17 protein-coding genes and 1 tRNA gene are annotated in these 25,145 nt (G+C 59.2%); 12 read left to right on the top strand and 6 right to left on the bottom strand.

Going from position 1 to position 25,145, the window contains the following annotated elements; translation table 11 throughout:
• The first annotated feature begins 21 nt into the window (after positions 1–21).
• From ASD54_RS23055 to ASD54_RS23020, 8 genes are all read left to right on the top strand, one after another.
• A tRNA-Met gene (locus ASD54_RS23055) sits at positions 22–98 on the top strand.
• A gap of 586 nt (positions 99–684) precedes the next feature.
• Positions 685–1,599, top strand: a complete 915-nt coding sequence (locus ASD54_RS23050) for a LysR substrate-binding domain-containing protein (protein WP_062556879.1) — start codon at positions 685–687, stop codon at positions 1,597–1,599.
• Positions 1,600–1,743: 144 nt separating this feature from the next.
• Positions 1,744–2,979 (top strand): ABC transporter substrate-binding protein, encoded by a 1,236-nt coding sequence (locus tag ASD54_RS23045; protein ID WP_062556878.1) that lies wholly within the window; start codon positions 1,744–1,746, stop codon positions 2,977–2,979.
• 68 nt (positions 2,980–3,047) lie between these two features.
• Positions 3,048–3,935 (top strand): sugar ABC transporter permease, encoded by an 888-nt coding sequence (locus ASD54_RS23040; RefSeq protein ID WP_082547346.1) that lies wholly within the window; start codon positions 3,048–3,050, stop codon positions 3,933–3,935.
• On the top strand, positions 3,932–4,825 hold the full coding sequence (locus ASD54_RS23035; protein WP_062556877.1) for a carbohydrate ABC transporter permease: 894 nt from the start codon (positions 3,932–3,934) through the stop codon (positions 4,823–4,825). The genes ASD54_RS23040 and ASD54_RS23035 overlap by 4 nt, the downstream gene beginning before the upstream one ends.
• Before the next feature lie 2 nt (positions 4,826–4,827).
• A complete protein-coding gene (gene ugpC / locus ASD54_RS23030; RefSeq protein WP_062556876.1) occupies positions 4,828–5,898 on the top strand; it encodes a sn-glycerol-3-phosphate ABC transporter ATP-binding protein UgpC in 1,071 nt (356 codons plus the stop codon).
• On the top strand, positions 5,895–7,580 hold the full coding sequence (locus tag ASD54_RS23025; protein ID WP_062556875.1) for a glycoside hydrolase family 3 N-terminal domain-containing protein: 1,686 nt from the start codon (positions 5,895–5,897) through the stop codon (positions 7,578–7,580). Before ugpC (ASD54_RS23030) ends, ASD54_RS23025 begins: the two co-directional genes overlap by 4 nt.
• Positions 7,581–8,302: 722 nt before the next feature.
• Positions 8,303–9,004, top strand: coding sequence for a GntR family transcriptional regulator (locus tag ASD54_RS23020; protein ID WP_200958482.1), 702 nt, complete (start codon positions 8,303–8,305; stop codon positions 9,002–9,004).
• Between the two features lie 85 nt (positions 9,005–9,089).
• Here the strand turns inward: ASD54_RS23020 and ASD54_RS23015 are convergent, their stop codons facing one another.
• Genes ASD54_RS23015 through ASD54_RS22990 form a run of 6 tightly spaced genes read right to left on the bottom strand, consistent with a single transcriptional unit; the run spans position 9,090 to position 15,610 of the window.
• Positions 9,090–9,986: a sugar kinase gene (locus ASD54_RS23015; protein ID WP_062556874.1), complete on the bottom strand. Its 897-nt coding sequence runs from the start codon at positions 9,984–9,986 to the stop codon at positions 9,090–9,092.
• Positions 9,983–11,032 (bottom strand): sn-glycerol-3-phosphate ABC transporter ATP-binding protein UgpC, encoded by a 1,050-nt coding sequence (ugpC, locus tag ASD54_RS23010; RefSeq protein WP_062556873.1) that lies wholly within the window; start codon positions 11,030–11,032, stop codon positions 9,983–9,985. The genes ASD54_RS23015 and ugpC (ASD54_RS23010) overlap by 4 nt, the downstream gene beginning before the upstream one ends.
• Entirely contained in the window at positions 11,032–12,546 is a 1,515-nt protein-coding gene (argH, locus tag ASD54_RS23005; protein ID WP_062556872.1) for an argininosuccinate lyase, read from the bottom strand. Before argH ends, ugpC (ASD54_RS23010) begins: the two co-directional genes overlap by 1 nt.
• Positions 12,547–12,550: 4 nt before the next feature.
• Positions 12,551–13,393 carry a carbohydrate ABC transporter permease gene (locus ASD54_RS23000; protein WP_062556871.1) on the bottom strand — a complete coding sequence of 281 codons (843 nt, stop codon included), beginning with the start codon at positions 13,391–13,393 and terminating at the stop codon, positions 12,551–12,553.
• Positions 13,390–14,331: a sugar ABC transporter permease gene (locus ASD54_RS22995; RefSeq protein WP_062556870.1), complete on the bottom strand. Its 942-nt coding sequence runs from the start codon at positions 14,329–14,331 to the stop codon at positions 13,390–13,392. Before ASD54_RS22995 ends, ASD54_RS23000 begins: the two co-directional genes overlap by 4 nt.
• 13 nt (positions 14,332–14,344) lie before the next feature.
• Positions 14,345–15,610, bottom strand: a complete 1,266-nt coding sequence (locus ASD54_RS22990) for an extracellular solute-binding protein (RefSeq protein ID WP_082547345.1) — start codon at positions 15,608–15,610, stop codon at positions 14,345–14,347.
• A gap of 223 nt (positions 15,611–15,833) precedes the next feature.
• Between ASD54_RS22990 and ASD54_RS22985 the strand changes: the two genes are divergently transcribed.
• From ASD54_RS22985 to ASD54_RS22970, 4 genes are all read left to right on the top strand, one after another.
• Positions 15,834–17,054 (top strand): ROK family protein, encoded by a 1,221-nt coding sequence (locus tag ASD54_RS22985; protein WP_062556868.1) that lies wholly within the window; start codon positions 15,834–15,836, stop codon positions 17,052–17,054.
• A gap of 19 nt (positions 17,055–17,073) precedes the next feature.
• Complete coding sequence (locus ASD54_RS22980) at positions 17,074–19,476, top strand: PIG-L family deacetylase (protein ID WP_062556867.1); 2,403 nt, start codon at positions 17,074–17,076, stop codon at positions 19,474–19,476.
• Between the two features lie 77 nt (positions 19,477–19,553).
• Positions 19,554–20,363 (top strand): DMT family transporter, encoded by an 810-nt coding sequence (locus ASD54_RS22975; RefSeq protein ID WP_082547344.1) that lies wholly within the window; start codon positions 19,554–19,556, stop codon positions 20,361–20,363.
• Between the two features lie 207 nt (positions 20,364–20,570).
• Positions 20,571–21,380, top strand: a complete 810-nt coding sequence (locus tag ASD54_RS22970; RefSeq protein WP_062556865.1) for a tail fiber protein — start codon at positions 20,571–20,573, stop codon at positions 21,378–21,380.
• Positions 21,381–25,145: the final 3,765 nt, after the last annotated feature.

Below are 25,145 nucleotides of genomic sequence, written 5' to 3'. Positions count from 1 at the left end.
CCAGACAATGCTCAAACATAACGCGGGGTGGAGCAGCCCGGTAGCTCGTCAGGCTCATAACCTGAAGGCCGCAGGTTCAAATCCTGCCCCCGCAACCACTGAAATTTGTAACCAGCGCCATGAAGCATCCTCAGCTGCTAGGACCGCCTCGAACCGGTGCAAATACGCCATCTTCTTAGCTCTATCCTTGAACTCACCCGCCTTGAGCTAGGTGCCGCTGACTTCGCGGTCGTCAAGGATGCCAATGTCGGCCAGCTCCGATGTGCGGCGAATTCACTTGCGAGGTTTACCTGTATCTCAATTGAATGCTCGTCCTGGCGATCTGTCGGGTAGAGAGCATAGATGATGACAATCGTCATGAAAGTGGAATCGCGAAATGAATGATCCGAGCGAACGTCCCCTTGTTGATGAACAGACTATTTTCTGAACCAGATTGAAAAAGCACGCCGGCTGCCTCGGTCAGGCGAGTTGCCTCAATGTTGAATTGCGGACTTCCGACTGACGGTCGCTAGCGACACGGCGTTTGTGACGATTCTACTCACCGACCAAGGAAAACATCAGAACCGACCGGTGGCGGACCATCTATGTCGGGAGTCGCATAACGCTCGGCCCCAACCGCCCACGATTGTAGCAACCTGCGCGAGGCTGTAACAGGTTTGAAAACCGAACGGCCCGTAGGACACCATGGATCTCGAACCACGCCTGCTTCGCTACCTGCTCGCAATTGATCGTGCCGGGTCTTTCCAGAAGGCTGCCGAGGCTCTCGGCATCTCGCAGCCGGCACTGTCTGTCAGCATCGCGCGACTGGAAGATATAACCCGTATGCATCTCGTTGACCGCGGGCGGTACGGCGCCATCCTGACGGATACGGGCCGGATCCTGATCCGGCACGCCGAAAGCATCGAGTCTATCCTGCAACTTGCACAGAAGGAACTCGAGGCTCGTCGTCGTGGCGCCGAGGGGCCATTACGCGTGGGAGGAACGCCGCTGGCAACGGGAAGCATCCTGCCGCGGGTGATCGCGCAAATGCTTAAGGAAGGCGGCAATGTCGCGGTTACCGTGACGGAGGGTACCGACGAGGAACTGATGGAGCGGCTCCTCACCCACGAGATTGATCTGGTCATTTCCAATGTCGGACAACGGCCAACGCCCGATGGCGTTGAGGAGACCCCCCTTTTTACCGCCCGCTCCGTCATTGTCGTCAGAGCCGGTCATCCGCTTGCGGGCAGAGAACAGGTCTCACTCGTGGAACTCACCGATTCCACCTGGGTGATGCCGCCGCCGGGGGGTGCATTCCGCAAGCAGATCGAGGCGCTCTTCATGATCAACGGTCTTGCTTTTCCCGCCAACCTGGTTGAGGCGGCGCCATTCAGCGTGCTGAAAGCCATCGTCGAGCGGTCCGACGGTGTAAGCATCCTTTCGGACCAGTTCCTGCGCGATGAAATCCGGCGCGGCATACTCACTGCAATTCCGCTGGCAGAACATATCGCGACACGAAAATTCGCAATGCAGAAGATTGCCGGCAGGCAGCTCAATCTTCTTGGACAGCGTTTCGTTTCAGCTGCGAGGGACCTGTCCATGGGGATCGATGAGGAATGAAGGCAGGTCGAACACCGAGACCTGACCAACGATCTACTCAACCTATCCATAATCTGATGTTATAGTCACTGCCCATTCTATTATTTGACGAATGGAACGTGGCGGCGATAGTGTTCTTCCGGGACACAGGAGGAGGACGCGACATTGATTTCCAAACTGCTTCTAGCAACAACCACCGCCACGGCACTCTGCTTCGCGGCCTGCGCGAACGCCCAGGAGGTGAAGGGCGAAGTCATTCATCAATGGACCTCCGCCGCAGAATCTGCTGGCGTCAAGGTTCTGGCCCAGAAGTTCACCGAACTCGGCGGGACGTGGGTAGACAACGCCATCTCCGGCGGGCCAAACGCCCGCTCGACGGCGGTCAATCGCGTCGTCGGCGGCAACCCGCCGGCCGCCATGTTGTTCAATACCGGCGCACAGTTCGTCGAACTTCAGAACAACGGCCTGCTCCGTGGCCTGACCGAGACGGCCAAGGCCGACAAATGGCAGGATAAATTGCCCGCAGCGCTTTTGAATTCCGGGATGGTTGACGGCGAATACTGGGCGCTGCCTATTTCCGGCAACGGCGCCAACTGGTTCTGGTTCAACAAGTCGATTCTCGACAAGATCGGCGTTGCCAAACCGAAGAACTGGGACGAGGTCTTCGCGGCGTTCGACAAGGCCAAGGCCGCTGGTATCACACCGTTCACGCCGTCCGGCGAGCCGCGGTGGCAGCGCCTGATGTTCAACGCCGTCGTCCTGAGTGTCGCCGGCCGAGAAACCTATGACGCCGTCATCTACAAGCGCGATGCCTCCGCCGTTCGCGGCGAGAAGTTCAAGGCTGCCGTCAAGATCTTCGAAAAGCTGCGGGATTATTCTGACTCCGGCACGCCTGGCCGTTCCTGGCCGGATTCGACCAATCTCGTGATTTCTGGCAAGGCCCTGATGACGCAGGGTGGCACTTGGCTGAACGGCGCCTTTGCAGCCGCCGGCAAGACGGCCGGTAAGGACTATGAATGCGCCATCATCAATGCTGACCAGGGTATGGTGATCTCGGGTGATGTATTCCTTTTCCCGGAGCCGAAGAATGCGGCGATGACCAAGGCGCAGGATCTGCTCCTCAAGGCTTTCGCAGACGTTCCGACCCAGACGGCCTTCGCTGTCGCCAATGGCACGATCCCGATCCTCAAGGGCGCGGATACGTCCAAGCTCAACCCCTGCATCGCGGAAGCGTCGCGTTTCTTCAACGATCCCAAGCTTTCCACCGGCAGTGATCAGATGATGTTCAGCCCGGCAATCGTTGGTGCAGTCGAGGATGCCATTACCCGCTTCTCGACCAAGGGTGGCCTCACCGCAGAGCAGTTCATCGAAGCCTATGCAAAGGGGCTCTCCGCGAGCTGACCCGCAAACGATAGGGGGAGCGTGTTTCGCCACGTCCCCCGAATGACCAGATATTCGGAGTTTCTTTCGTGTTTGTGAGGTCGCCTTCAAGCAGTCGCCTTCAGGCGACCCTGACGCTCGTCCCCGTCGCATTCGTCGTCCTGTCCGTTTATGTCGGCGGCGTGTTGTGGGCCGCGGGCATTTCCTTTACCCGCTCGTCCATGTTGCCGAACTACAGGTTCGCTGGCTTTACTCAGTACATAAACCTGTTCTCGAATGCCCGGTGGCAGGTTTCGCTCGGTAATATGGCGCTGTTCGCCGTGATCTTTATTCCAGTCACGCTGCTGATCGGGTATTCGATGGCTGCGATGATCAACCGCGGCGTGCGTGGCGAAAATGCGCTGCGGACCATCTATCTCTACCCGTTCGCCATGTCGTTTATCGTCACCGGTCTCGTCTGGCGCTGGCTGCTTGACCCCAATTTCGGCATTGCCGACGTGGCGCGCAAGCTAGGTTTCGAGAATGCCTCCTTCGACTGGATCGTCAATGCTGACATGGCGCTCTTCACGATCGTCATCGCCGCAGTCTGGCATTCGTGTGGTCTCGTCATGGTCGTTTTGCTGGCCGGTCTGAGGGGCGTCGACGACGACTTATGGAAGGCGATCCGTATCGAGGGCATTCCAGCCTGGAAGGCTCATCTCTTCATCATCATGCCGAGCATCGGTGCCAGCATCGCGACTGCCTTGGTGTTGATGTCGCTTACGGTCGTGCGCATGTTCGATGTTGTCGTAGCCATGACCGGCGGTGGCCCGGGTATCGCGACGGATGTTCCGGCCAAGTTCATCATCGATCATATGTTCGAGCGCCAACAGGTCGGCCTTGCATCCGCCGCGGCCACGACGCTGCTGCTTCTCGTGCTGGTGATCGCAGTACCGCTTCTCTACCTGAAGAGCCGTCGCAAGGGAGCTGCACAATGACCATCACAAACGGTCCGGTTCTCGTTCGCCGCAATGCTTTTGCCGCCCCGCTTTCGCGCATTTTGGTCTATGTGCTGCTGATCGCCATTGCGATCGCGGCGCTGGTGCCGCTCTACGTGATGATCGTCACCGCGTTCAAGTCGATGGAGGAGATCCGCTCGGGTACATTGCTCTCGCTGCCGCATGCGTTCAGTTTCGAGCATTGGCATAAAGCCTGGAATTCAGCCTGTACCGGCCTGCGCTGCGAAGGCCTGAAGGTGGGATTTGTGAATTCCTTCCTAATCACCATTCCAAGCGTTTTCCTAGCTATCGCCGTGGGTGCGGTGACCGGCTATACACTGAGCTTCTGGCGGGTGCGCTTCGCCAATGTCCTGTTCACGGTCATGCTGATCGGCGGGTTCTTCCCCTACCAGGTTCTGATCTATCCGCTGGTCCGCATCACCTCGACTATCGGCCTGTTCAATTCGCTCGCGGGTGTGATCTTCGTCCATGTCGTCTTCGCGCTGCCGGTCGTGACGCTGCTGTTTCGCAACTACTTCGCCTCTATACCGATTGACCTGTTCAAGGCCGCGCGGATCGATGGGGCCGGTTACTGGCGGATTTTCTTTTCCATTCTGCTGCCGATGTCCGTTCCGATGATCGCGGTGGCCGGCATCCTGCAGGTCACCTTCATCTGGAACGACTACATCGTCGGCCTCGTCTTCGGCGGTATCAACTATGCCCCGATGACCGTCCAGCTCAACAACATCGTGCACTCCACCTACGGGGAACGGGAATACAACGTGGAGATGGCGGCGACGCTGCTCACCTCGGTCGTTCCCCTGCTCGTCTACTTCACGTCGGGCCGCTGGTTTGTTCGCGGCGTAGCATCCGGCGCCGTGAAAGGCTAATCATGACAGGCGTACAGCTTCGCAACCTTGCCATCCGCTATGGAAGTGTAGAGGTTCTCAAAGGCATTAACCTCGAGATTCCTGCTTCGGAATTCATCGTGCTGCTCGGCCCCTCCGGCTGCGGCAAATCCACGCTCCTGAACGCAATTGCTGGCCTCCAGGATGTGGCTGAGGGCCAGATCCTGATCGGCGAGCAAGACATGACCGATGTCGAGCCGAAGAACCGCGGCATCGCCATGGTCTTCCAATCCTATGCGCTCTATCCGCGCATGAGCGTGCGCGGCAATCTCAGCTTCGGCCTCAAGGTAGCCAAGGTGGCAAAACCGGAGATCGAAAAGCGGGTCGCGCATGTGGCAAAGATGCTGCAGATCGAGCCGCTGCTTGACCGCAAGCCAGCGGAACTCTCAGGCGGCCAGCGCCAGCGCGTGGCTATCGGACGTGCTGTGGTGCGCGATGCGGGTGTCTTCCTGTTCGATGAGCCGCTTTCCAACCTCGACGCGCAGCTACGCTCGGACCTGCGCGTCGAGATCAAGCGGCTTCACCAGCGCCTCAGGTCCACGATGATCTACGTGACCCATGACCAGATCGAAGCAATGACCCTGGCGGACCGCATCGTGGTGATGAAGGACCGCATCATCCAGCAACAGGGCACGCCGGACGAAATCTACAACAGGCCCGCGAATACGTTCGTGGCCCGCTTCGTGGGGTCGCCTGCCATGAATTTCCTGGACGGCACGATCAGCGGCGGCGATGCGATCGTTGATGGGCAGGCCGTGCCCATTGCCGCAGGCCTCTCTGCGCCACTTGCGGACGGACGCAAGGTGATCGTCGGGGTGCGCCCCGAGGATGTGACGATTCATGCCGATGCACCTGGCTCCGGCCTTGCGGCTGACATCGACGTGGTCGAACCGATGGGTCCGGAAAAGCTGGTGTGGTGCAAGCGGGGTGAGATCGGCCTGTCCGTCAAGGCGCCGTCCTCTGCCACGGTCAGGTCAGGCGACCGCGTCCGGCTCGGCTTCGCGGAACAAAAGCTGCATATCTTCGACACAGAGACTGGAAAGCGCATCCAATGACCGGACATATCTTGAAGAAGCTGGCTGCTCATCCTTTCAACCTGGATGACAAGGCCCTCGCCTGGGTCCGATCTACTTTCGAGGGGCTGTCGCTTGACGAAAAACTCGGCCAGATCATGCTACCGCTTTGCCGCGACCTGTCCACCGAAAGCCTTTCGGTCCCGCTTTCGCGTCATGTCGGCGGCATCCATCGCATGCCTTCCCGCACGGAGCAGGAGCTTCGAGCCAGCGCCGACTACCTCCAGACGCGGACTGCCATTCCGCTGCTGATGACCTGCGACATCGAGTTCTCCGAAAAGAGCAGTGTCTCGGCCGGTACGCCCTATCCCAATCAGATGGCAATCGCCGCCACGGGCGATCCGGAACAGGCGCGCCGTATGGGCGTGGTCGCGGGGAGGGAGGGTGGCTACCTTGGCTTCAACATCACCTGGACGCCAGTCGCTGACCTGGCCTTCAACTTCCGCTCCAACGTGGTCAACACCCGCTCCTTCGGCTCCGATGTCACCACCGTCATGGCGATGACCGCCGCTTACCAGCAAGGCGCTCGCTCTGCAGGCTTTGCGAGCAGCGTCAAACACTGGCCGGGCGACGGCCTTGATGACCGCGATCAGCATTTCGCCACGACACACAATACCTTATCGATGCGCGAGTGGCGCGACACGTTCGGGAAGATCTACGCGGATACGATTGCAAACGGCGTTCAGGTCGTCATGGCCGGTCATATCACACTTCCCGCCTTTACCGCCGAACTGGGCGCGGCGGCCCGCAGCCCGGCCCACATGCCAGCGACGCTCAACTTCGATCTCTGCACGACCTTGCTTCGCGACGAACTGGGCTTCAACGGTCTTGTGGTATCCGACGCCTCCGGCATGGTCGGCTTCAATGCCCGTGGGCCTCGTAGCGAACTCGTGCCGCTTTGCATCGCGGCCGGCTGCGATATCCTGCTTTTCCCGGACGATCTCGACGAAGACCTCGGGCACCTGAAGGCCGGCCTTGAAAACGGCGCCCTGACGCAGGAACGCCTTGATGAGGCAGTCTTGCGTGTTCTCGCACTCAAGGCGTCCATGAACTTGCACCACACCGGCGGGCGCCCATCGGCCGAAGACGATCGCGCCCGCTTGATCGGTCTCGCCCAACACGCCGAATGGTCGCGAACGGCGTCGGAGGCCGCCATTACGCTCGTCAAGGACACTCAGGGCCTGCTGCCGCTCGATCCAATCCGGCACAGGCGGGTTCTTCTGGCGCAACTCGATAATCGGATGAGCCCTTCCGGTCCGCTTCCGCAGCTTCTGGTCGCTGATCTTCTCCGCGAGCGGGGTTTTGAAGTTTCCCTTCATCGCAAAGGCGAGCCAATCGATGCGGCATCCTACGATATTGGCATGTATCTGATGGCTGAGGAGGGCGTTTCTGCCAAGGAAAACCTCGGGCCTCGTTGGGAAGATCTCCACGGCCTCTTTCCCCATTCGATGGAACGACTTTGGAAATACCTTCCGACGGTCTACGTTTCGCTTGGCACGCCATTCCTGCTTTACCATATGCCGGAATGCCAAACATTCGTGAACGGGTATGCGGCGGTTGCGCCGGTACAACAGGCGCTTGTGAGGGCATTGATTGGGGAAATCGAATTTGTTGGGCAGAGCCCGGTTGATCCGAGCTGCGGCCTTGAGGAGGCACTGCTTTAACAATCTCGCAGTCTCCACCTGTGCGCGCTCGTAAGCTGGTTCTTGATCGCATCACACGACGTCACCCCTTCTGCGATTGGCAGAAGGGCAGAACCTATGAAGTGCTGTTGACCAGCTGCTGAAGTCTCGTCCGGCTGCGATCACAGCCTCGGCCACTTCCGCTCCGATTGTTCAGAGCAGATTGATAAATACTCGCGCTGCGATCTGCTAATCGGTTTGAGGGGCGCTCATCGGTCCTGATGTCATGCCCGTTCAGGTCGGAGCAGAATCTCAGGGGAGACACCGGCGGCAATTCGATAGCGCCACGATCCCAAGTGCGGCAGCAACTCCACTGACCCAGAACCGACCGGCTTGGGTTCAGGCTGCGAGCATTCGGGGCGAGCGCTTAGATTATGTGTTGGTTGAAGATCAATGCGCTTGGATCCCGAAGTCGAGCACGATGACGCCAAGAATCAAGGCCGAAAGCCAGCGCCTGAGCTTAGATTGACCCCATGCAGCACAAATAAGCAATCCACCAAGCCAGACATTGGCCTGGGTTCATCGCCCAAATATTGCCCACCGATGAACCTAGGTTAATCATTTCCTCCGTTGGATATACCACGTAGTACATTATACATTATGTGCTATGCGGTCGGATAGCGGACGTGCGGAAAGCTTCGACGTGCTACATATTGGGCGAGACGGTGGGGCAGCGCGCGGCGCGTCGTTGGAGGAAGGCATACGTGACAGATATTGATACCGCCAAGGTTCCGGCCGAGAAGCGGACAAAATCCTTGACTGAACAGGCCTATGCCATTTTGCGCGAACGGGTTATCACCGGCATTCTTCCGCCCGGCGCCGAGGTGTCTGAGCCTGAACTTGCCGAACAGTTGCAAATGAGTAAGACCCCCGTGCGTGAGGCCTTAGCAAGGCTCTGCGTCGAGGGATTCATGGAAGCCTATCCCCGGCGAGGCTACCGCGTTACACCCGTTACGATCAAAGATATGAATGATCTCTTTTATGTACGTGGCGTGCTTGAGGGCGCAGCGGCTGCCCTTGCTGCCCAGCATCTGACGATTGAGGAAATGGACCGGCTCGATGAGCTGGCAGATGCTAGCTACGTGATGGGCGAGGAGATGAGCACGCGCACCTTCGTCTCACGCAATGAGCAGTTTCATTCCTTAATCGCGCAAGGATCACGCAATCAGCGGCTCCACACTCTGGTGATGAGTCATCTGGAGGAATGCGCACGGTTGTTCCACATGGGCACCCGCGTTCGCGACATCAATCCGGAGACAACCAACGATCACCACCGGATCCTCGTCCATCTGCGCGCGCGCGATGCCGAGAAAGCCCGACAGGCAATTATCGACCACAACGAAAATACCCGGAAGGGATTGTTGGCCGCGCTCATTTCAAACAGCGCAGCCGGTTTGACGCTTTAGAGATATATTTGGGATTATACCTAGTCGGCCAATGTGTGATGGGGTTCGATCGGCTCAGCTGCTTTTTGCCAAGGTTCTGTCTGCGTCAGCTGAAGCACAAAACCGAAGCACCGCCAGCAGCCTGAACCGAGAGAGAGCCCGCCGTGATCCCGGCGGCAAGGCAGGCTCCGGCATCTGCGGCGGAGAGCCAGGCATCGATGAAACCGGCATTGAAGGCATCGCCCGCACCGGTCGTATCGACCACGTTCACGGGTTGAGCAGGCACGTGCAGCATCTCCCCTTCCGTCGCAAGCCAAGCGCCTCTGGCACCATCTTTCAGGGCGACATGTGGAAAATGCTGCGTGAGTTGTGCAAGAGCTTCTTGCGGATCTGATAACCCGGTAATAGCTTCTGCCTCTTCCCGGTTGGGCAGGAAAAGATCCACGCCGCGGCAGGTGGCAAGCAGGTTTTCATCATAGATGAGATCTGCATCCCAGCTTGGATCGAGCGACACCGTAAGACCTTGCTCCTTCGCAAGCGCGATCAGGTCGGGAATCTCGTGCAGGGTCGCATATTCAGCAATATGCAGATGGCGGGCATGAGACCAGGCGACTGCGGCCTCCAGCGTCGACGGACGCGCAGACCCAGCCCGCTTGGTGAGGAATGCCCGCTCGTCTCCAAGCACTGTTACCGCCGTAAGCTGCGGTCCGGCCTCAACAGAACATTCGACAAAGCGCAGATTGACGCCCGTCGCCTTGATCTCGGCGCCTGTCTGGGCTGACAGCGGATCCACGCCCAATCTGGCAACCAGCGCCGTTTCACGCCCCAGATGTTGCAGGTGTGCCGCGGTGATATAGGCACCGCCGCCTGCCGAGATCGTCAGGCCATTAGCAAAGATTTCGCGACCGAGAACGGGCAGGCCGGAAAGGCCCGTAAAGATAAGGTCGCTATAGATGCGTCCGATGCTGAGCACCGCCGTGCGCTGTGCGGGCGTTTCCATCATGCGCGACCTAGAAGCCGCTCCGACTTTGCATCGAAGAGATACAGGCTGCCGCTCTGGGCATGGCACGTCAGCTGGCTGCCGACTGCCGGAACGAACTTCTCCCGCGCCGTTGCGACGATGGATACACCGCCGACATCCAGATGAACGAGTGTTTCAGGGCCAAGCGGCTCGACAGCCGTGACCGTGCCGGTGATCGACGTTCCGTCCGTTCTAGTCTCAGCACTGCCATCCACGCGTGCCACCAGATCGTGCGGACGGATACCGATGAGAATGTCTCCGCCCGAGGCTGGACGCACCTGATCCCCATCGCGACGACCTTTGAGGAGGTTCATGGACGGGCTGCCGATGAAGCGGGCCGTGAATACATCCACCGGACTTTCATAGAGTTCGGACGGCGTGCCGACCTGGAGAATATGGCCGTCCTTCATGACCACGATCCTGTCCGCCATGGTCATGGCTTCCACCTGATCGTGGGTGACGTAGACAGTCGTGGTCTTCAGCCGCTGATGCAGCCGCTTTATCTCGATGCGCATCTGGGCGCGCAACTGGGCATCGAGGTTCGACAGGGGTTCGTCGAACAGGAAGGCCGAAGGATTACGCACCATGGCACGACCAATGGCGACGCGCTGGCGCTGACCACCGGACAGAGCTGCCGGACGCCGGTCGAGGTAGGCGTCGAGCCCCAGAATGCGGCTTGCCTCTTCGATGCGCTTGTTCTTTTCCGCCTTGTCCAGGTTTGACGTATAGAGACCGAAACCGATGTTCTGGCGGACAGTCATATGCGGATAGATCGCATAGTTCTGGAACACCATGGCGATATTACGCTGCTTGGGTTCGCGCTCGTTGACGACCTCATTGCCAATTTTCAGCTCGCCACCGGAGATCTCCTCAAGGCCAGCAATCATGCGAAGCGTCGTCGACTTGCCGCAGCCCGAAGGCCCGACGAAGACGACGAATTCACCATCGGCAATATCGAGATCGATACCCTTTACGGCCTCGACCTTGCCGTAGCGCTTGACCAGCTTGTTGAGTTCAATCGTCGCCATCAGCGGGCTCCCGTCAATGCGGTGAATTTCTCGTTGAGTTCGGTGGAAGCCTGCGCTTCGCGAGCCGCGCTTTCAGAGGCGGCGCGTTCAAAAGCTTGAAGCGTTTGCCGGTAAGCCGAAATGGCCTCATCCATCGGTTCCGGGGCAGGACCGCCGAAACGCTTGCGAACCGCAACAAAATGCTCCGGCGATACAAGCTTCCGGAAGGTTGGCTCGTCCAGTTGCGGATCGCGATTGGTTGAATGGCGAAATGCTTCAAAGAAGGGCTGGAAGCCGTGATTGGGCAGATCGCCCTTGGAAGCGACCACGCTTCTGGCGGTTGCGGCGGCAATCTCATGTGCTTCACGGAAGGAGAGACCTTCCAGCCGCACCAGCGAATCCGCCAGTTCCGTGATGGTGATGCAGGAGCGGCGGATATTCTCATCCACCCGTTCAGGGTCGATGCTGATCTGGCCGATCAGGCTTGCGAGAAGATCCAGCACGCGCGAGGCGGAGGCAAAGGCTTCGTATCCCGCGCCCTGGCTTTCTCCTTCGCTGTCATTCATGTCGGTGAACGGCGTATTGTGCATGATATCCAGCATCGTGCGGGCACGACCAAAGGTCTGGCTCGCCAGATGCCGCAAATGCTCGATCGGCACCGGGTTACGCTTTTGCGGCATGATGGAAGAGATTTGCACCAGCGCGTTTGGCACATAGATCTGCCCAACCTCGAAGCTCGTCCAGAACTGGAAATCCTGAATGAGGCGGCCCAGATGCAGGAACATCAGCTCGATCGCGGAATAAGTGGAGGTGGTGTAATCCACCGCCGCTATGCAGGAATAGGAGTTGCGCTGCGCCCGCGCAAAGCCAAGCAACTGGGCGACACGGTCCCGGTCTATCGGGAAGCCTGACGTCGTAATGGCCGCGGCACCCATGGACGAGAGATCGACAATGCGGCGCGCTTCGGCAAAGCGCTCGATATCGCGGATCAGCACTTCAATTGCAGCCGATAGATAGTGGCCGAACGTCGTCGGCTGGGCTGGCTGGCCATGAGTATAGGCAACGATCAATGTCGTCTTGTTGCGTTCCGCCGTATCGATCATGGCAGCCAGCAGTGTCCGTGCCTTGACCATCAGCGCATCGATCCGCTGCTTCAGGCCAAGCTTGAAAAGCGTATGATCGATGTCATTGCGCGAACGTGCGGTGTGCAGGCGGCCTGCAATATCGACACCGATACGGGCTTTCAGCTCCTTCTCGATGAGGAAGAAATAGTCCTCCACCTCGCCTGTGTAGACCAGCATGGAGGGATCGATGTCCCGATCGATCTCGACGAGGGCTTGCGCAATTTTCGCCGCTGTCCCGGTATCAAGGATGCCGGTCTCCACCAGCATGACCAGATGGGCGCGGTCGATCTGGCGAAAGGCTTCGACGTGATGTCCCTTGGCGCCGTCGAAAAGCGGGCGCAGCACCGTTTCCTTGTAGACGGGATCGGGAAAGCGGCTGGTATCGGAAAGGCGCGGGTTCATGTCCGCCATGGTCTTATCCCTTCAGGCCTGCCAGCATGACACCGCGCACGATGTACCTCTGCAGGACGAGAAACACGAGAAGCGTGGGAAGCGTCGCGATGGCGGCACCGGTCATGATCATTTCCCACTGGATGGATTGTTCGACGGCAAAGCTCGATAGACCGACCGGCAGCGTGTAAAGCTCCTTGCTGGTGGTGACGATCAGCGGCCAGAAGAAGGCTGTCCAGTTGCCAAGAAAGGTGAAGATCGCCAGCGCCGAAAGGGCAGGGGTGACCAGAGGCATGGCGACCTTCCACCAGATCTGGAATTCGTTGAGGCCGTCGACACGCGCCGCCTCGATGAAGTCATTCGGCACGGTTTCGAAGAACTGCTTCATCAGGAAGGTGCCGAAGGCCGTCATCATGCCCGGGAACATGATGCCCCAATAGCTATCCAGCCAGCCGAGCTGGCTCGACATGAGATACCACGGGATGACCAGCATTTCGGTCGGGATCATCAGCGTCGAGAGGATGGCGATGAACACGAACTGACGGCCGCGAAACTGGAACTTGGCCAGCGTATAGCCGACCAGACTATCAAAGAAGCAGTTCGAAAGGGTAACGGCAACGGCGACGATCGTGGAGTTGAGGAACCACCGCATGAAGCGGCCATCGGCCAGAACCGAGATATAGTTCGCAAGCGTTGGCGCCGCAGGAATGAGGCGCAGGTCATAAACCTGATCGGCGCTTTTGAAGGAGGTCGAGAACATGAAAGCGAGCGGCGAGATCATGATCAGCCCGCCGATGAACAGTACGGTCCAGGCAATGATTCGGCCAGGGCGAATATTGGCGCGGTGCAGCGCGGGTGCCTCGCTCATTTCTTTTCCCTCAGTATGAAGAGCTGCAGAAGGGAGACGACCATCAGGATGGAGAACAGCACGACTGTCTGCGCCGCCGCGTAGCCCATGGCATAAGAATTGAAAGCCGTCTGATAGATCATCAGCACGAGCGGCTTCGTCGATCCAAGCGGTCCGCCCGGATCATTCGTGGTCATGTTATAGACCTGGTCGAAGATGCGCAGGAAACCGATGGAAGAGAAGACCACGAGAAAGACCGTGGTTGGCTTCAGGAGCGGCAGCGTGATCTTGCGCAGGATTGCCCATTCGCCAAGGCCATCGATGCGCGCTGCTTCATAGAAGGTGTTCGGAATAGCGCGCAGCCCCGCCATGAAGATTATGATCTGGAAGCCGAGACCTGCCCAGATGGCCGTGACCATGATGGAGAACAGGGCCTGATCCGTGGAGCGAATGAAGGGCTGCTGCGGAATTCCGACAAGGCCGATAATGTCGTTGATGACTCCGATCGGCGGCGGCTGGTAGAACCAGCGCCAGACCCAGGCCATGGCAGCAGCCGTGGTGAGAAAGGGCAGGAAATAGAGCGCGCGGATGAAATTGTGCATGAAGCGCACGCGATCGAGAAAATAGGCGATCGTAAACGCCAGCACGAGGCTGATCGGTGTTCCGACGATCAGATAGGTGAAGGTGTTCTTGAACACCTTCCAGAACTGCGGATCCTTGAAAAGCTTGATGTAATTGGCAAAGCCGACAAGCTTGGCAGGGCGCAGCAGATCCCAGTTGGTGAAGGAGAGGTAGAAGGCCTGAAGCGTGGGATAGAAACGGATGACCGTGTAAAAGAGGATTGGCAGCGCCAGAAAGCCCCAGACCCAGAGCAGGCGCTTGGTGTGCATGGAAAAGCGGTCACCACCGGTGCCGCCGGGACGGCCCTTTGCCGCCCCCTGCTGTTCTATCACTGCCATGGTTGTTTCCTGATCAGGGCTTTGCAGCGTCAATGATTTCCTGTTCGGCTTCAGCAGCTTGGCTCAGGGAATCCTTGACCGGCTGCTTTTCCAGAAGCACGCGGTTGACCATGTCGATGGCGTTCTGGCGCTGTGCCGCCTCATCCTTGAACATGGTGGTATGCGCGTATTCCAGACCCTTCAGGAAGGGACCGAACACCGGATCCTTGAGGTTGGCATCTGTCAGCGCCGCCGAACGGCGGGCAGGCAGTTCACCCACCGTCTTCAGCCAGATATCCATGGCCGCAGGCGAGGAAATGTAAGCGAGGAATTTCTTCGACGCTTCCAGCTTATCGCCCTTGGTCTTTGCGCCGATGCCATTGGCGAAATAGCTGGCATAGTTGGAGCGCTTGCCTTCCGCATTGGCCGGAAGTTCTGTCACGCCCCATTCGAAGTCCTTGATCGTCTTGAAGGAGCCGAGACGGAATGTGCCGTCGATCGTCATGCCAGCCTTGCCGCCACGGAACGCGGCCTGGCCTTCATCCATGAAGCCCGCCTGGCCGATCTTCTTTTCAAGCTGCAGGCTGGTATAAAAGTTAAGCGCCTTGAGGCCAGCATCGCTGTTGTAGGCTACCTTGGTATCGTTGTCCGTATAGGGCTCGCCACCATACTGACGGATCAGCACTTCACGCCACCACTGGTGATCCTGCCCGCCCATGTCGAGCGTGGAACCGGCAACAGTGAGATTGCCGGCTGCATCGTGCTTGGCAATCTTCTGGGCGGCAGCAACGAATTCATCCAGCGTCTTGGGCGGGTTGTTCGGGTCGAGACCTGCCTCGGTGAACAGCTTCTTGTTATAGAACAGAGCGAGTGAACGGACCGCTGTCGGCAGGCCGTAATAGTCGTCGCCGCGCTTCATGGCTTTTACGATGGGGAAGAATTCGCCCTCGATCTTGTCGTGCGGGAAGGCATCCTTCGGCAGCGGCTGCAGAATGCCGCCAGCAGCGAACTTGTCGAGCCAGCCGTAGAACAGTTGCACGACATCCGGGCCCTTGCCGGACATGTTGGCCGCAATGACGCGGGTCTGGTAATCGGCATAGGGGAACGTCACCTGCTTGACGGTGATATCCGGATTGGCCTTCTGGAACTCAGCAATCAACTGGTCCATCGCCTTGACGCGGGTGTCGAAAACATACTGCCAGTATTCGATCTCCACGGCCTGGGCCGCGTTGAACGCCGTCAAGCTGAACCCGGCAATAAGACCGGCCAACAAAGTTGCCTTGCGCATGTGATCCTCCATGTTTCCAGCCGATGGTCCGGTCTGGCCTGTTCCCTGTTTGGGTCACCTTCTGGTGACCGGACGAAGAGGATGAACATGGCTTCTCGCCACTCTCCTGCCACCCTCGCAGTCGTTTCCTACGGTCTATCGGCTTTGCCTATATGTCAATAACATAATTTAGTTGAATTAAGTTATTGCCCTTTGATGGTGTCCGCCCTTATGACTGAGAGGCGAGGAGAAGAGGATGACGAACCCAAACGGCAGCCACGCCGTGGCGATCGGCAAAAATCCGGAACGCAGCCGCGAGCACAACCGGCGGGTGGTTCTGGCCGTCGTGCGTCAGCATGGTTCGCTCGGTCGCGCGCACATCGCCAAGCTGACCCAGTTGACGGCGCAGGCGGTGGCCAACATCGTTGACGAACTGGTTGGCGAAGGGTTGCTGATGCAACTGGGACGGCGCAAGACGGAGCGCGGGCAGCCGCCCATCCAGTTCTCCGTCGATCCGGATGGCGGCGCCACGATCGGCGTCGAAATTGCAGCTGACCATGTGGTGACCGTCGCGCTGGACCTTTCGGGCAAGCTCCGGCACCAGCGCATTCTGCCTTTGGAAGATCGAACGCCAGACGGAATTCTTGCTACATTTTCCAGTGAATTCAAAATGATGCAACAGGCCGTTCGCCTCAAGCTTCTGGGGGCGGGAGTGGTTATGCCGGGTCCCTTCGAGATCGAGGGTATGACCTCCGTCGGACCGACGACATTGCCTGCCTGGGGTGGGCGCGATGCTGCCCAGACGCTGGGCGAGGCCTGCGGTTATCCCGTTGTTGTCGAAAATGATGCAACAGCGGCAGCGGTCGGCGAGCGGTTGTTCGGGGCTGGCAGGGCGATTTCAAATTTCTGCATGGTCTATTTCGGCGTGGGTCTTGGCCTCGGCATGATCCAGGACGGAGCGCCCTATCGTGGAGCCTTTGGCAATGCAGGGGAAATCGGCCACATCACCATCAAGCCGCGCGGCAAATCCTGCCCCTCCTGCGGCCAGCGGGGATGCCTGGAAGGCTACGTCTCCACCTATGCGCTTCGGGAAAAGCTGCAGGCCGCAGGCATTTCCGACACGGACTTCGAGACGCTGGAACGCCTGCACGCTGAGCGCCATCCGATTGTTGCCCAATGGATACGTGAAGCGGCCGATCATCTAGGTCCGGTGCTTGCCATGCTGGAAAACATTCTCGATCCACAGACACTGATCCTCGGCGGGACGCTGCCGGATCGAATCATCGATGACGTGATTGCAGGCATGCATCGCTTGCCGACATCTGTGGCAAGCCGCCGCCAACGCGATCTTCCCCGCATCATGCGCGGCCAGACCGGCCAATTGACCGCTGCACTGGGTGCAGCAGCCCTTCCGCTTTTCGACATGGTGACGCCCAAGCTCGAGATCTCGCTGCAGGAAACGGGCGCACAAATTTAGATTTTACAGGAGGTTCAAGATGCTTTCAGCCCGCGAACGGATCGAACGACAGATGAGCGATCCGGCCCTGGTTCGGCTTCACCGCAAACTGAGCCGCCTGACCTCGGTTCTCACCATGATGAATACCGGGGCGCATCCGGACGACGAGCAGAACGGCATGCTGGCCTGGTTGCGGCTGGGGCTTGGCATGCGCGTCATCATAGCCTGTTCCACGAGAGGAGAAGGCGGACAGAATGCGCTTGGGCCTGAACGGTTGGGGGCTCTCGGCGTTCTGCGCTCCCGCGAGCTGGAGGAGGCAGCGCGCGTGCTGGATTCCGATGTGCACTGGCTGGGTCATGGCCCCGCCGACGAGGTGCATGATTTCGGTTTCTCGAAGGACGGAGACGCGACATTCGATCGCTGGGGCGAGAAACGGATCATCGAGCGTCTGGTACGCGCCTACCGCAGGGAGCGCCCTGACATCGTGGTGCCGACGTTTCTCGATGTGCCCGGACAGCACGGCCACCACCGCGCCATGACCCGGGCCGCCGAGGCGGCCATTGAGTTGGCAGCGGATGAGACCGCCTTTCCGCACCATTTCGAGGAAGGGCTGGCACCGTGGAAGATCGCCAAATACTATCTCCCCGCCTGGTCTGGCGGCGGCGACACCTATGATGATGAAGTGCCGCCACCGGATGCGACCTTGATGCTGAAAGTGTCTGGACGCGAACCTGCCACCGGTGCAGACTACGACCGGATCGGCGAGTGGTCTCGTTACTACCACGCATCCCAGGGTATGGGGCTCTGGCCTGAACAGCCCAAGGATCGCTGGCCGCTCCACCTGAAGCTTGGTGGAAGGACGGGGGAGCCGGAAGCTTCCATCCATAATGGTCTTCCAGCATCACTCGCCGCGCTGGCGGAGGCCGGAAGCCTTCCCTCGCAGATCGCTGCAGAATTGCGAGCAGCCCATGAGGCGATCACACAGGCCATCGCCAGCTTCCCCGATCGCGATGCTATAACCCGCACGCTGTTGACAGCCCGCGGAGCGCTTCACCAGGTAAGCGAGGTCGCACCGGACGATTTCCTGAAGTTGCACGGTCATCGCATAGAGCGCAAGCTGACCGAAATCGACGCTGCCATTCTGGAAGCACAAGGCATTTTCGACCGCGCCTATGCCGAGCCTTCAACCATCGTGCCGGGAGGGCGCGCACGGTTGATCGTGGAACTAGGCGATAGAGCAGCCAATAGGGAGGTGGAAATCACGCCTCATTTGCCACAGGGTGTTTCGGCCTCGCTGGACGCGCTTGGGAAACAACGGATCAACACACTTTCGGCGGCAGCGGATGCGCCGCTCTCCAACCTCTACAGTCCTGCCTGGTCGAGCCTTGGCGGCAATGGCCAAGCCTATGTGGAGATCTGCGCCGACATAGACGGTCAGAGGGTGAAAGGCGTTTTCGATCTGGAAGAGAGCTTTCTTGTAACGCCGCGCCACTCGCTGACGCTGCAACCCGACGCCCTGATCGTGCCGCTTGGCGGATCACCGCGCGGCCATGTGATCAAGGCCGAGCTGAAAGGTTCGGCGGGCACCGTGACGCTGGAAACGGGGGCGGACTGGAAGACCTCTCTCTCAGACGGAGCCTTCGAGATCACCTTGCCTCAGACGCTGGCGCCTGGCCTGTTCGAGATTGCGACGAAGGTTGACGGAGCAGCCGCTCACGGCACCACTCCGGTATCCTTCCGTCACATCGGCCACGCAATCTATCATGAGCCGGTCTCCCTCAAGGTGCTTTCGCTCGATCTGAAACTGCCCGAGGGGGCAAGGATTGGTTATGTGGGCGGCGGCGCAGATCGGGTTGGCAGCTGGATGGCGCGCATGGGCCTCAATGTCGTGGAGCTGGATGCGTCGGCCCTTTCCGGCGACCTTTCGGGCTATACCACCATCGTGGTCGGCATTTTTGCCTTCGGCCTGCGCACCGATCTGGTGGCTGCGACCCGTGCGCTTCACCGCTTTGTCGTGGAGGGCGGACATCTCCTGACGCTGTATCATCGCCCGACAGATGGCTGGAACCCGGACGAGACGCCGGTTCGGCCACTGGAAATCGGCAGTCCATCGCTGCGCTGGCGCGTGACGGACCCTCACGCCGAGGTGACCGTGCTAGAACCGGACCACGTTCTTCTGAACGGCCCCAACCGTATCGAGGCAGCAGACTGGGCCGGGTGGAACAAGGAGCGCGGGCTTTACTTCGCTTCCCGTTGGGACGATGCCTATGTGCCGCTTCTTGCCATGCATGACGCCAATGAGCAGCCGTTGAAGGGGGCGCTTCTCTCGGCCGAAATCGGCAAGGGCCGCCATACGCACACGAGCCTTGTGCTACACCACCAGATGGACAAACTGGTGCCGGGCGCATTCCGGCTTCTTGCCAATCTCGTCCAGCCGGTGTGACCGTGCCCGAAGACAGGCCAAAGGAGCCGGGAGATAGATCGGATATTCGGGCGGGCGTCGGCTGGCTACTTCTGGATATGACGCTCGTCTCCGGCGGCATGACCATGCTGGTCAAAATGCAAGGGGCCACCTATCCGGCGTTCCAACTGGTGTTCATCCGCGCCATGATTGGCCTGATGTTCATTCTGCCGCTGATCTGGAAACACCGTTACGAAATGCGCCGGATCCGCTATCCGTGGCGCAATATCGTCCGCATCACCTGCAACGCCATTGCCCTGACCAGCAACTTCGTCGCGATCACCCTACTCCCGCTGGCGACGGTGAATGCTGTCGGTTTTTCCCGGCCTCTCGTTACCATGGGTTTGGCTGTACTGACGCTGGGCGAGACGGTGAGCCGAATCCGCTGGGCGGGCGCGTCCATCGCCTTCGTTGGGGTTCTGTTCATCATCGCGCCGGGCGGTGCCGCCTTCGACTGGCGGATTTCGGTGATCATGATCTCGGTCGTTTTCGGTGCCTTGGCAACAGTCCAGACTCGCGCCTTGAAGCTTGAAAATTCCACCGTCATGATGGTGTTCTACACGGTGGGACTTGCAGTCATCACCGCCATACCAAGCGCGCTGACCTGGAAACCGGTGGCGACAGCCGACTGGATGCCGCTTCTGGGCATCGGCTTTCTGGCACAGCTTGGCCAATATTGTTTCCTGCAGGCCTATCGCAGTGCTGATGCCAGCATTCTCGCGCCCATAGGCTATCTCTCCATCATCTTCGTGACAGCCGTCGGCTATTTTGCCTTCCATGAGGTGCCGGAGCCGCGCGTCATCATCGGCGTTGCCATCATCCTGTCAGCACTCATCGGCGCAAGCGTCATCGAATACCGACGAACCTGAATCTATCCCTGACGTGACCTTGGTTGATGGATGAGGAATGCCGGGGATTTGCCGGTCATTTTCGCTACATCTTTGCAGTTGTGCCTGAGAGTGCCGTTTCTCGAGAAACCCGGTTGATCTTTACCAGTGAATAGACTACCTATGGTGGTGTATTTGAACTAATAATTATCAAAAAGTGTATCGTATTCTATACCGGAGGATATTTGAATGAAATCTGCTTTTCTCAATTTGGCCAGCAGATCCAGCTTTGCAGCCGCCCTTGCCATCTCGGGTGGTCTCTTCGTAACGGGATTGCCCACACCCGCACACGCTTGCGGGCCGGAAAGCTATATCGGTACCGTCTGTGCATTCAGCTTCAATTACTGCCCTTCGAACTGGCTTCCGGCGGATGGACGAACCGTACCGGTGGGCACTTATCAGGCGCTCTTCGCGTTGATCAGCTACCAGTATGGCGGCAGCCAGACGACGAATACCTTCGCGCTTCCAGATCTGCGTGGACGAGCGATCGTCAATTCCGGCACAGGTCCCGGCCTGCCACAGCAGGTTTTCGCCAGCCAGTCTGGCGTGCCATCCACAGCCCTCACTGTTGCCAACCTGCCGCCGCATAATCACCAGGCAGTCTTCACAGGGACCGGAGGAGGGCAGCAGACTGTCAACATTCCGGCAACGCCTGGCACTCTGGGTGTAACAGCAACGTTAAACGCAAAGGATGAGGTCGGTGCCGCTGCGTTGAACGCAAATTCCTATCTTGGCAAGGGTGGCACAGGGGGAGGGGCGGCCAATATCTATGTACCTTCAACCAGCACCTCGGCTGACATACCGCTCAGCGGGTTACAGGTGCAACTGACAGGTACGCCGGGTACGGGCGCGACGAGCTTCACCTACCAATCCGGTATAACGGGTGGATCAGTTGCCGTCGGTAATACGGGCAATGGAGCAACCTTTAGCAATCAATCTCCCTCCTTGGCCATGAACTACTGCATAATGGTGAATGGTCTCTGGCCGGATCGCCCATGACCTCGCGTGATAATTGAGTGAATCAAGGTTGCAAGTGTATTGTTAATACACCTGAACCATGGCAAGAAGATTCGTGCCAGAGCACGTTTTAGTTGTAGTTAGTGCTAAATTAGTGGAAGCGTCCCCGGCTTCCTGCTGATGGTTTTCGCGCAGTAGAATTGCGCGAAAACCATTGCTGCAGATCTGTAGCGTCTCTGGCGAGACACTCGTGTGACGTGACAACGTCCCGGCCAGAGGGAACAGGCATGCAAGGCAGATTGGGCGGGGCGAAGCCCGCCGTTAAAGGATTTTACTGCAGAGCGGAAGTAGCGGGTGAATCAACCAGCCAACCGGGACCAACTGCAGTATTCAATCGTTTCCCAGCGATGTCTGCCTCGCTTCAACGTGTGTTGCCGTTGTTGATGCGGCTTTGCCTTGTTCTCGCAGCGATATTGCTGACCGCTACGCATGCCGCGGCGGCGACTTGTCAGGATGTCAATACTGATCTTGGGAGTGGGCGCACGCTCACCGTGGCAGATATTCCTGGCGGATCAACGAACCGGGTTCAATCCTGGTCATATTCACTGAACGCGGGAGAAAAAGTAACCTGGCAATCGGCGGGTACTCAGGATGGCAGTGGCAATACTTGGGCGCTTTTACGAATCTTCACCGATACCACTGACCCATATGCCGATGCCGATACATCGACTGGTTCGTTTTCCCGGTCAGGAACCTACACTGCTGCGAGTGGTGGGGAGGACATCTATATGGATTTGGAAGTTAACAGAAATAATACCGAGACCTCCGGCGCTTCCGTTACACTGACCGCCTCTTGCAGTGCCGCTACCGCATCGACAAATGCCAACCTTTCGAACCTCTCCCTGTCATCCGGCACGCTTTCGCCAAGTTTTGCGAGCGGCACGACGAGCTACACGGCCTCTGTCGCCAATGGTGTGAGCACGATTACGGTGACGCCGACGGTCAGCGACGCGACCGCAACTGTGAAGGTGAACGGCACGACGGTGACTTCCGGCACGGCCTCGGGCTCCATCAACCTCAGCGTCGGTACCAACACGATCACCACGGTTGTGACGGCGCAGGATGGTTCGACGACCAAGACCTATACGGTGACCGTGACGCGTGCGGCGGCTGTCTCGACGGATGCAAACCTCGCCAACCTCTCGTTGTCCTCCGGCACGCTTTCGCCAAGTTTCGCGAGCGGCACGACCAGTTACACCGCCTCGGTGGCCAATGGTGTGAGCACGATTACGGTGACGCCGACGGTSAGCGAYGCGACSGCGACGGTCACAGTCAACGGCACGACGGTCACGTCTGGTACGGCCTCCGGCTCCATCAACCTCAGCGTCACGCCGACGGTGAGCGAYGCGACSGCGACGGTCACAGTCAACGGCACGACGGTCACGTCTGGTACGGCCTCCGGCTCCATCAACCTCAGCGTCGGCACCAACACAATCACCACGGTTGTGACGGCGCAGGAYRGYWCGACGACSAAGACCTATACGGTGACCGTGACGCGTGCGGCGGCTGTCTCGACGGATGCGAACCTCGCCAACCTCTCGTTGTCCTCCGGCACGCTTTCGCCAAGTTTYGCGAGCGGCACGACGAGCTACACGGCCTCTGTCGCCAATGGYGTGAGCACGATTACGGTGACGCCGACGGTCAGCGACGCGACCGCGACGGTCRCAGTCAATGGCACGACGGTGACTTCCGGCACGGCSTCRGGYTCSATCAACCTCAGCGTCGGCACCAACACAATCACCACGGTTGTGACGGCGCAGGATGGTTCGACGACCAAGACCTATACGGTGACGGTAACACGGGCGGCGGCGGTCTCGACGGATGCAAGCCTTTCGAACCTCTCGCTGTCGTCCGGCACGCTTTCGCCAAGTTTTGCGAGCGGTACGACGAGCTACACCGCCTCGGTGGCCAATGGCGTGACCTCTGTGACAGTAACGCCGATCGTGAGCGATGCCACCGCGACGGTGAAGGTCAATGGCACGACGGTGACTTCCGGCACGGCCTCGGGTTCGATCAACCTCAGCGTCGGCACGAACACGATCACCACGGTGGTGACGGCGCAGGATGGTTCGACGACSAAGACCTATACGGTAACGGTGACACGGGCGGCGGCGGTCTCGACGGATGCAAACCTCGCCAACCTCTCGTTGTCCTCCGGCACGCTGTCACCGAGTTTCGCGAGCGGCACGACCAGTTACACCGCCTCGGTGGCCAACGGCGTGACCTCTCTGACGGTGACGCCGACGGTGAGCGATGCGACGGCGACGGTCACAGTCAACGGCACGACGGTCACGTCTGGTACGGCCTCCGGCTCCATCAACCTCAGCGTNTACGGTGACGCCGACGGTGAGCGATGCGACGGCGACGGTCACAGTCAACGGCACGACGGTCACGTCTGGTACGGCCTCCGGCTCCATCAACCTCAGCGTCGGCACGAACACRATCACCACGGTTGTGACGGCGCAGGATGGCACGACGACGAAGACCTATACGGTAACGGTGACACGGGCGGCGCCTGTGGCTCTGATACCGCAGGGCGGTGCGCTGGCTTCCGGCAACATCGGGCAAACCTATAGCCAAAACATTTCTGCAACCGGAGGAACATCAGCCTCTGGTCCCTACACATTTTCTGTGACCGGATCGCTGCCTGCGGGACTGACTTTATCGGCCGCCGGAGCCATCACCGGAATACCCATGGTGGCGGGCGAAAGCAGCTTTACCGTCACCGCGAAAGACGCGGACGGCACGACGGGCAGCGCCGTCTACACGCTTTTGATCGAGGGACAGATCATCCTGTCGCCAGGGGCAGGGTCTCTGTCCTCCGGGATAGTCGGAACACCTTATAGCCAGGGGTTTAGTGCCACAGGCGGCAAGGCGCCCTACAGCTTCGCAGTCAGTGGGACGTTACCCACAGGCTTGAGCCTTTCGAGTAATGGTGCCCTGTCTGGTACGCCGACGGCAGCGGCGAATGCGAGTTTTACCGTGACGGTAACGGATGCGGACAGGATCACCGCGTCGGGAACCTATAGCCTCGCGATTGTCGCAGCCGCCATCAAGCTTTCACCGAACGGAGGCGAGCTGGCGAAAGGCATGGCAGGCGAACAATATAGCCAGCCAATTACGGCGACGGGCGGCGTCGGAGCAACGACCTTCAGCCTGGTATCGGGCACCTTGCCGAAGGGGATGAGCCTGAACCTTTCAACAGGCGAACTGACAGGTCCGCTCGAAATCGGATCGGAGGGAGACTACAGCTTCGTTCTCCAGGCTCGCGATAGCACGGGTAACCTCGGAAGCGGTTCCTATAGCCTGAAGGTGGCGCCGCGAAGCGTGACGGTGACCGACAAGCAGATCGAGGTTCAGGCGGGATCGACGCCCGCTGACGTTCCGCTTCACCGGGGAGCGACGGGTGGTCCTTTCGTTACGGCGGAGAAAACTTTTGTCGAACCGCCGAACGCTGGCACAGCAACAATTATCCGCGGCCAGTTCGCCCAGGCGACGACGACGACGCCCGTTGGCTGGTACCTTCAGTTCACCCCAAATCCCAGCTATGCGGGTCAGGTGAGGGTGGGCTTCCGGTTGACGAGCGCGCTCGGGGTATCGAATACCGGAACGGTGACCTACACAATCGCTTTCGACAAGAAGAAGGTCACCGACGAGATAAATGGTCTTGTTGAGGATTTCGTTCGAGCCCGACAAAACCTCCTCGCCTCAACGATCAAGGTGCCAGACCTGATGAAGCGCCGGCGG

This window comes from Rhizobium sp. Root149 (assembly GCF_001427345.1).
GTDB lineage: Bacteria > Pseudomonadota > Alphaproteobacteria > Rhizobiales > Rhizobiaceae > Neorhizobium > Neorhizobium rhizoryzae.
The sequence above is the reverse complement of the archived record's forward strand: the minus strand, read 5'-3'. Positions and strand labels throughout refer to the sequence as shown.